13 protein-coding genes are annotated in these 8,595 nt (G+C 65.2%); all 13 read left to right on the forward strand.

The window, feature by feature from the left end; all coding sequences use genetic code 11:
- The first annotated feature begins 143 nt into the window (after positions 1-143).
- Positions 144-1,460: a chlorophyllide a reductase subunit Y gene (gene bchY / locus LJE69_RS01735; protein ID WP_296920806.1), complete on the forward strand. Its 1,317-nt coding sequence runs from the start codon at positions 144-146 to the stop codon at positions 1,458-1,460.
- Entirely contained in the window at positions 1,460-2,926 is a 1,467-nt protein-coding gene (bchZ, locus tag LJE69_RS01740) for a chlorophyllide a reductase subunit Z (RefSeq protein ID WP_296920773.1), read from the forward strand. The genes bchY and bchZ overlap by 1 nt, the downstream gene beginning before the upstream one ends.
- A complete protein-coding gene (locus LJE69_RS01745; protein ID WP_296920776.1) occupies positions 2,923-3,123 on the forward strand; it encodes a hypothetical protein in 201 nt (66 codons plus the stop codon). The genes bchZ and LJE69_RS01745 overlap by 4 nt, the downstream gene beginning before the upstream one ends.
- Before the next feature lie 21 nt (positions 3,124-3,144).
- Positions 3,145-3,285 (forward strand): light-harvesting antenna LH1, beta subunit, encoded by a 141-nt coding sequence (pufB, locus tag LJE69_RS01750; RefSeq protein WP_296920779.1) that lies wholly within the window; start codon positions 3,145-3,147, stop codon positions 3,283-3,285.
- Positions 3,286-3,471: 186 nt separating this feature from the next.
- Entirely contained in the window at positions 3,472-3,663 is a 192-nt protein-coding gene (gene pufA / locus LJE69_RS01755) for a light-harvesting antenna LH1, alpha subunit (protein WP_296920782.1), read from the forward strand.
- A gap of 104 nt (positions 3,664-3,767) precedes the next feature.
- Positions 3,768-4,592 (forward strand): photosynthetic reaction center subunit L, encoded by an 825-nt coding sequence (pufL, locus tag LJE69_RS01760; protein ID WP_296920785.1) that lies wholly within the window; start codon positions 3,768-3,770, stop codon positions 4,590-4,592.
- A gap of 12 nt (positions 4,593-4,604) precedes the next feature.
- On the forward strand, positions 4,605-5,579 hold the full coding sequence (gene pufM / locus LJE69_RS01765; protein WP_296920788.1) for a photosynthetic reaction center subunit M: 975 nt from the start codon (positions 4,605-4,607) through the stop codon (positions 5,577-5,579).
- Complete coding sequence (gene pufC, locus LJE69_RS01770; RefSeq protein WP_296920791.1) at positions 5,576-6,907, forward strand: photosynthetic reaction center cytochrome PufC; 1,332 nt, start codon at positions 5,576-5,578, stop codon at positions 6,905-6,907. Before pufM ends, pufC begins: the two co-directional genes overlap by 4 nt.
- Positions 6,908-7,020: 113 nt before the next feature.
- Complete coding sequence (gene pufB, locus LJE69_RS01775) at positions 7,021-7,164, forward strand: light-harvesting antenna LH1, beta subunit (protein WP_296920794.1); 144 nt, start codon at positions 7,021-7,023, stop codon at positions 7,162-7,164.
- A gap of 84 nt (positions 7,165-7,248) precedes the next feature.
- Positions 7,249-7,443 carry a light-harvesting antenna LH1, alpha subunit gene (gene pufA, locus LJE69_RS01780; RefSeq protein ID WP_296920797.1) on the forward strand — a complete coding sequence of 65 codons (195 nt, stop codon included), beginning with the start codon at positions 7,249-7,251 and terminating at the stop codon, positions 7,441-7,443.
- A gap of 188 nt (positions 7,444-7,631) precedes the next feature.
- The gene (gene pufB, locus LJE69_RS01785; protein ID WP_296920800.1) at positions 7,632-7,775 is read left to right on the forward strand and encodes a light-harvesting antenna LH1, beta subunit; all 144 of its coding nucleotides are present in this window, start codon (positions 7,632-7,634) and stop codon (positions 7,773-7,775) included.
- A gap of 83 nt (positions 7,776-7,858) precedes the next feature.
- On the forward strand, positions 7,859-8,041 hold the full coding sequence (gene pufA / locus LJE69_RS01790) for a light-harvesting antenna LH1, alpha subunit (RefSeq protein WP_296920803.1): 183 nt from the start codon (positions 7,859-7,861) through the stop codon (positions 8,039-8,041).
- Between the two features lie 379 nt (positions 8,042-8,420).
- On the forward strand, positions 8,421-8,595 hold a 175-nt coding region (locus LJE69_RS01795; RefSeq protein WP_296920810.1), incomplete at its 3' end, for a 1-deoxy-D-xylulose-5-phosphate synthase N-terminal domain-containing protein.

The raw sequence follows: 8,595 nt of genomic DNA on the forward strand, positions 1-8,595 counted from the left end.
CACGGCAGGCCGATGGCGACGGGGCCGGCTGTCACGCCGGCGCCGCCGAGTTACGCCGGGCCGCAGAGGCCGCGGGTCAGAGCGAGTTGCTGCAACGCCTTGCCACCGACTATCCAACCGGACCGCATGATCAGCCCCAGAGCATGTGCCCGGCTTTCGGTTCGCTCCGAGTCGGACTGCGCATGCGGCGCACCGCCACCGTGCTCTGCGGCTCGGCGTGTTGTGTTTACGGGCTCACCTTCACGAGCCACTTCTACGGTGCCAAGCGCTCGGTGGGCTACGTGCCCTTCGATTCCGAGACCCTGGTGACCGGCAAGCTGTTCGAGGACGTGCGCGAGGCGGTGCAGCAACTGGCCGACCCTGCCAAGTACGACGCCGTGGTGGTCACCAACCTGTGCGTGCCCACGGCCTCTGGCGTACCACTGCGCCTGTTGCCCAAGTCCGTCAACGGCGTGCGCATTATCGGCATCGACGTGCCCGGCTTCGGCGTGCCCACGCACGCGGAGGCCAAGGACGTGCTCGCCGGCGCCATGCTGAAATACGCTCGCGGCGAAGCCGAGCAGGGGCCGGTGCAGGCTCCGCGGGGTGGCCGCAGCGAGAAGCCCACCATCACGCTGTTGGGCGAAATGTTCCCGGCCGACCCGGTCGGCGTCGGTATGTTGCTTGAGCCGCTGGGGCTCGCCGCCGGCCCGGTTGTGCCGACCCGAGAATGGCGCGAGCTCTATGCCGCGCTGGATTGCGCCGCCGTTGCCGCGATCCATCCCTACTACACCGCGTCCGTGCGTGAGTTCCAGGAGGCTGGGCGTCGTATCGTCGGCTCCGCGCCGGTGGGCCACGACGGCACCGCGGCTTGGCTCGAAGCCATCGCCGACGCCTGCAATGTGCCGGCCGCCAACGTGGCCGCGGCCAAGAACGTCTTCCTGCCGGCCATTCGCGGCGCGCTCGCCCAGGCGCCCATCGACGGCACCATCACCGTGTCCGGCTACGAGGGCTCCGAGCTGCTGGTGGCCCGGTTGCTCATCGAGTCCGGCGCTCGGGTGCCGTACGTCGGCACCGCCGCGCCCAAGACCCCATGGTCCAAGCCGGATCTGGAGTGGCTCGAAGCCCATGGTGTCACGGTGCAGTTCCGCGCCGCGCTGGAGCAGGACAAGGCGGCCGTCGATGCGGTCAAGCCGGATCTCGCCATCGGCACCACGCCGGTGGTGCAGCACGCCAAGCAGCAGCGCATCCCGGCGTTGTACTTCACCAATCTGATCTCGGCCCGTCCGCTCATGGGGCCTGCCGGTGCCGGTTCGCTGGCGCAGGTGATCAACGCGGCACTCGCCAGCCGCGCGCGCTTCGACCGGATGAACGCCTTCTTCGAGGGCGTCGGCGACGGCGACAGCGCCGGCATCTGGGACCGCATGCCCGCACCCCGCGCCGCGAAGCCGGTGCGCAAGACGGGTGGAGGTCGCAGCTGATGCTGATCCAAGACCTCGATCGCGCCGGTGGCTACTGGGGCTCCGTGTATGTCTTCACGGCCGTGAAGGGCATGCAGGTCATCATCGACGGCCCCGTGGGCTGCGAGAACCTGCCCGTCACCGCGGTGCTGCACTACACCGACGCGCTGCCGCCACATGAACTGCCAGTGGTGGTCACGGGGCTCGGCGAAGAGGAACTGGGCCAAGAGGGCACCGAGGGTGCCATGCGCCGCGCGTTTGCCACGCTCGACGAATCCAAGCCCGCCGTGGTGGTGACTGGCTCCATCGCCGAGATGATCGGCGGCGGTGTGACGCCGTCCGGCACCACCATTCAGCGCTTCCTGCCACGCACCATCGACGAGGACCAGTGGCAGTCCTCCGATCGCGCCATGTTCTGGCTGTGGCAGCAGTATGGACTGAAGAACGGGAAGATGCCGAAGCCGCGCGCGCGCAAGGAAGGCGACAAGCCTCGCGTAAACATCGTCGGCCCGATCTACGGCATGTTCAACACTTGGTCGGACCTGGCGGAGGTGCGCAGGCTCATCGAGGGCATCGGCGCCGAGGTCAACATGACCTTCCCGCTCGGCACGCATCTGGACCACATCCCGCGGCTGGTGGACGCCGACGTCAACGTCTGCCTCTACCGCGAATTTGGTCGCAAGCTCTGCGAGGCGTTGGAGAAGCCCTACCTGCAGGCGCCCATTGGGCTGCACAGCACGACCAAGTTCCTCCGCGCCTTGGGGGAACTCCTGGGTCTCGACCCGGAGCCGTTCATTGAGCGCGAGAAGCACACGACCATCAAGCCCATTTGGGACCTGTGGCGCTCCGTGACGCAGGATTTCTTCGGCACCGCGAGCTTCGGCATCGCTGCCACCGAGACCTATGCCCGCGGTGTGCGGCACTTCCTCGAAGACGAGCTGGGGCTGCCCTGCAACTTCGCCTTCGCGCGCCGCCCCGGGCAGAAGCCGGACAATGATGCGGTGCGTAGTGCCGTGCACGAGAAGACACCGCTGGTTCTCTTCGGGGGCTACAACGAGCGCATGTACCTCGCGGAGATCGGCGGCCGCGCGGCCTACATCCCGGCATCGCTGCCCGGGACCATTGTCCGTCGTCACACCGGTACCCCGTTCATGGGTTACGCGGGCGCGACCTACCTGATCCAGGAGGTCTGCAACGCCCTGTTTGACGCCCTGTTCAACATCCTGCCCCTGGGCACAGAGCTGGATCAGGTGGACGCGACGCCGTCGCGGCTCGCCGCCGAAAACCGCCAGCTGCCCTGGGACGCGGAGGCCAAGCAGCAAATGGATCGCATGCTCGAGGCCTACCCGATGCTGACCCGCATCTCCGCGGCGAAGCGTCTGCGCGATGCGGCTGAGCAGGCCGCCCGCGACGCTGGCGAGGAGCAGGTCACGATTGCGCGTGTCCGTGCCGCACGCGACGCGCTCAGCGGAGGTCGGGCCGCATGAAGATGCAGATCAGCATCTCAGCGGTTCGGCACCGTGAATCCCGGCTGCCGCGAGCGAACGCCTCGCGCTACTCGCGGCACGCCGATCCTTCGCCAGGCCAGTCCGTCTCGCGGTGCGGGGCGGTCGCGCAGTCCGCGGTCATCACCGATGGCGGCGACACGCAGCGCACATGCGCCGCCGGCCTGACGGCCCTTTGAACCTCACTGGAGGGTTATCCCATGGCAGACAAGAGCTTGACCGGCATCAGCGAAGAAGAGGCCCAGGAGTTTCATGGCATTTTCACGCAGAGCATGACGGGCTTCATCGGTGTGGCCGTCTTCGCGCATATCCTCGCTTGGCTGTGGCGCCCTTGGCTGTAATTGGTGACTGCGCAACCTCGCGCCCGGCGTGAGCTGCGCGTCATTCACCGTACTCGGTCGTCTTGAACTGCATCGCTCGACGGTATTCGAAGTTGTCTCGTGCACGACTGCCGGCCCGGCAGCGTCGACTGGACAAACCGCAACGATGCACTTGGTTCGACATCACCTCACACGCGGAGAGCAACAATGAACGGTCTTCACAAAATCTGGATGATCATCAACCCGACCATGGCGCTGATCGGCCTGTTCGTCTTCCTGATCGTTCTCGCGATCGGGATCCACTTCATCCTGCTGAGCACCACCGACTTCAACTGGCTGGAAGACGGGATTCCCGCGGTGCAGGTTGCGGCATCGGCCGTCGTGCCGCAGCAGATGTAGGGGCCTGACAAGTTGACGGCGTACGCGGCACGGGCTGTGCGCAGCCGTCGATCTCGCGAGGCGGGCGCCGCCCCCGGGGCGGCCCCCAAGCAGAGGAATTCCTAATGGCCATGCTGAGTTTTGAGAAAAAATACCGCGTTCGTGGCGGTACCTTGGTGGGAGGGGACCTATTCGACTTCTGGGTGGGGCCGTTTTATGTCGGCTTCTTCGGGGTCACCTCGGTCTTCTTCGCCACCCTGGGCACGCTGCTCATCGTCTGGGGAGCGGTCATGGGGCCGACCCAGAACATCTGGCGCATCAGTATTGCGCCGCCTGACCTTAGCTACGGGCTGAACATGGCCCCGCTGGCCGAAGGCGGGCTTTGGCAAATCATCACCATCTGCGCCATCGGTGCCTTCGTCTCGTGGGCGCTGCGGCAGGTGGAGATCTCCCGCAAGCTGGGCATCGGGCTGCACGTACCTTTTGCGTTCAGCTTCGCGATCCTGGCTTATGTCACGCTCACCGTCATTCGGCCGATCCTGCTGGGTGCATGGGGTCATGGCTTCCCGTACGGCATCTTCAGCCACCTGGACTGGGTGTCGAACGTTGGATACCAGTACCTGCACTTCCACTACAACCCGGCCCACATGCTGGCGATCACGTTCTTCTTTACGAACTGTCTGGCGCTGGCGTTGCACGGCTCGCTGATCCTGTCTATGGTCAATCCGCAGAAAGGCGAGCCGGTGAAGACCGCCGAGCACGAGAACACCTTCTTCCGTGACTTCGTCGGTTATTCCATCGGCGCCCTGGCCATCCATCGCCTGGGCCTGTTCCTCGCCATCAACGCCGCGTTCTGGAGCGCCGTTTGCATCGTCATCAGCGGTCCGTTCTGGACCCACGGGTGGCCGGAATGGTGGAACTGGTGGCTGCAGATCCCCTTGTGGTCATAAGAGGACACCGACATGGCCGAATATCAAAACATCTTCAACAAGGTTCAGATCCGCGAGCCTGGCTATCCCGGTGTTGCTCTCCCCAAGGGCGAGTTGCCGCGGCTCGGCAGGCCGATCTTCAACTACTGGCTGGGCAAGATCGGTGATGCGCAGATCGGACCCCTCTACCTCGGCTTTGCCGGCGTAGCGTCTCTGATCTGCGGTTTCATCGCCATCGAGATCATCGGCTTCAATATGGCCGCCTCGGTGGACTGGAGCCCGATCCTGTTCCTGAAGAACTTCTTCTGGTTGGCCCTCGAGCCGCCACCGCCGTCCTACGGGCTCACCTTCCCGCCGCTCGGCGACGGTGGCTGGTGGCTGATCGCGGGCTTCTTCCTCACGGCGTCCATCCTGCTGTGGTGGCTTCGCACCTACCAGCGCGCCATCGCGCTCGGCACTGGCACGCACATCGCATGGGCGTTCGCGGCGGCGATCTTCTTCTACCTGTCCCTCGGCTTCATTCGGCCGATCCTGATGGGTAGCTGGGGTGAGGCACCGCCGTTCGGGATCTTCCCGCACCTGGACTGGACCGCGGCGATCTCGATCCGCTACGGCAACTTCTACTACAACCCGTTCCATGCGCTCTCCATTGCGTTCCTGTACGGCTCTGCGGTGCTGTTCGCGATGCACGGTGGCACGATCCTGGCCACGTCCCGCTATGGCGGCGACCGTGAGATCGACCAGATCACCGACCGCGGCACCGCGTCGGAGCGTGCCATGCTGCTGTGGCGCTGGACCATGGGCTTCAACGCCTCGATGGAATCCATCCATCGCTGGGCGTGGTGGTTCGCGGTGCTGACGGTGATCACCGCCGGTCTCGGCATCCTGCTTACCGGCACCGTGGTCGAGAACTGGTACCTGTGGGGTGTCAAGCACGGCATCGTGGCGCCCTATCCGTCCGAACTGACGGTCCAGGATCCGAGCCTGTTGCAGGGGGTGTCGCAATGAAAATCGTGACTGCCAAGACGCTGGTGCTGGCCGCCGTCGGTGCGGGAGCGCTGCTCGCGGGCTGCGAGGCACCGCCGCCGGAAATCGTGCAAAACGGTTACCGGGGCCTGCAGATGCAGACCGTCTACAACCCGAAGCTCCTGCGGAAGTCTCTGGAGGCGAACGTGCCGCCGGAGCCGATCCCCGCAGCGCTGCCGGGCGGACCGAAGGCGAAGGACGTGTACAAGAACGTCCAGGTGTTGGGTGAGCTCACCGTTGCCGAGTTCAACCGCATCATGGTGGCGTTCACGAACTGGGTGGCCCCGAAGGAAGGGTGCTACTACTGCCACGTGAACGAGGGCTTCGAGTACGACGGCATCTACACCAAGGTCGTCGCTCGGCGCATGATCCAGATGACGCAGGACACCAACGCGAACTGGAAGGACCACGTCGCGAACACCGGCGTCACCTGTTATACATGCCACCGGGGCAACCCCGTGCCGCCTTACACCTGGGTCACCGACCCCGGTCCGAGGGCGGCCTCGGGTCTTGCGCCTTCGGGGCAGAACATTGCCTCGAAGACCGTGGCCTACGCGGCCTTGCCCTATGATCCATTTACGCCGTTCCTGCTGAACGACAACGACATCCGGATCATCGGCGACACCGCGCTGCCGCAGGGCAATCGCAGTTCCATCAAGCAGGCGGAGTGGACCTACGGCCTGATGATGCATATCTCGCAGGCGCTCGGTGTCAACTGCACCTATTGCCACAATAGCCGTTCGTTCTATTCCTGGGATCAGAGCGCGCCGCAGCGGACCACCGCGTGGTATGCCATCCGCCACGTCCGGGCTCTGAACAACGACTACGTGGTGCCGCTGTCTGAGGTGCTTCCCGACAGCCGCAAGGGACCGCTGGGTGACGTGTACAAGGTTTACTGCACGACCTGCCACCAGGGCGCGTACAAGCCGCTCTACGCCGCACAGATGCTGAAGGACTATCCGGCACTTGCGCAGCCGCTGCCGGAAGGTGGCCTGGAAGCCGTGAAGGCTGCGGCGGAAGCCGAAGCAGCGAAGGCAGAGGCCGCGGCTGCTCCGGCGGAAGAGCAGCAGGCCACGGCCGAGTCCGCGGAGGCGCCGGCTCCGGCCGCAGCCGAGGAGCAGCCGGCGCAGGAAGCAGCAGCGCCCGCGGAGGAGGCCGCGCCTGAGGCAGAGCCAGCAGCAGCACCGGCCGAGGCAGCACCGGCAGAAGCCGCCCCGTCGGCGAAGCCCCAGCTGCGCTATCCGCCGCCGAGCATGATGCAGTACCCACCGCCGCCGTTGCAGGTTCCGCCGGCTCCGGCCGGGCGCTGAGGTAGCGCCTGCAACCCGGCATTGACCAGGACCTCACGGGTGACGGACCACCCGGTCCAAACCGGTCGTCGGCGCAGCCGCCGGCCATCATCTGACCACGAGAGGCATTACCAATGGCTGACGACAAGAGCATGAGCGGTCTGACCGAAGAAGAGGCGCAGGAGTTCCATGGCATCTTCATGCAGAGCATGAACGGCTTTCTCGGCGTCGCAGCGTTTGCGCACGTCCTGGCCTGGCTCTGGCGTCCGTGGCTGTAAGCGCGACCTGATCGTAATGACCCTAGGTGCGCGGGAGGCCGCGTCAGGCGTCTCCCGCCCCGCAACCGTAAACGGAGTCAATCCATGCATAGAATCTGGCAATGGTACGACCCGCGCCGCGCGCTGATGGCGCTCTTCAGCTTCCTGTTCGCGCTGGCGCTGTTGATTCACTTCATTCTGCTGGCGTCGCCGGACTTCAACTGGATGGCCTCATCCGCGCGAGTGACGGCACCTGCTTCGAACATGACGCCAATGCCGCCTGTTCGGAACATGAACTGAGCAACGTGTTCTCCGCTCGGTCGCCCATGCGCCATACTTGGCGGTGCGGCCGAGCGGAGCGAAGGTGCTTCCCGACGCGCCGACGTCGGATCCGGCGGGATCGTCGGAACGCCCCTTAGGGCAACCCCGCCGCGGGGGTCGTCGCGGCAACGGCCGTTAGGCCGATCGAGCAAACTGGAGGTAATTCCATGGCTGACGACAAGAGCATGTCCGGCCTGACCGAAGAAGAGGCTCAGGAGTTCCACGGCATTTTCACGCAAAGCATGACCGGGTTCCTCGGTGTCGCGGCTTTCGCGCACATCCTGGCTTGGCTGTGGCGTCCGTGGCTGTAGGGTTTCGCCCCTAAGCGCTTTGTCAATAATTGCGGGCGCAGCAAAGAGCTGCACGGTCCCGCCTCAAGCATTGGAGATGACACATGCATAAGATCTGGCAGATCTTCGACCCGCGCCGGACCCTGGTGGCCCTTTTCGGTTTCCTGGGCGTGCTGGCCCTGCTGATCCACTTCATCCTGCTGAGCAGCGCCGACTTCAACTGGCTGGGCGATGGCATCCCGCCCGTCTCGGCTGTTGTCGATCTGGCTTCTCAGATGTTTGTCTGAGTCGGCTCGGGTTTGTTGGCCGCCCCTTCTTGGGCGGCCAACGGCGCCATGCCGGTGTGAAATGCGTTGCGGCTCGGGAGTCTGGTTGTTTTGCGGATGCCCGCGCCTGCGATAGAGCGGCAAGGACTGTCGCCGTTTGAGATGCCAGGGACGGTAGTGGCTGCGTCGCTTGGCCGTGCAGCGGCGAAGGCCGGTTGTCGCGCGGTTGTCGGCCGGTTTGTATGCGAAGGAGCGCCCCCTTGATCGATATGGGACCCATGCGGGACGGCTAGGGAGTTGCAGATTGTTTGCTTGACCGTGGACAACTCGGCGCCTGCCGCAAGAGGGCTTGTTCCTCTAGGCTGTACAGGTTGACCGACGACTTGGCGGCACGAGGCAAATGACCGATATCACGCCGATCCCCGTAGCGGAGCCCTACCCCCTCCTCACCACCATCGACACCCCGGCCGACCTGCGCCGGCTGGACGCGCACGAGCTCAAGCAACTCGCGGCGGAGCTGCGGGCCTACCTCATCGACAGCGTCTCGCGCACCGGCGGGCACCTGGCGGCGGGCC

This window comes from Thiohalocapsa sp. (assembly GCF_022340605.1).
Classification (GTDB): domain Bacteria; phylum Pseudomonadota; class Gammaproteobacteria; order Chromatiales; family Chromatiaceae; genus Thiohalocapsa.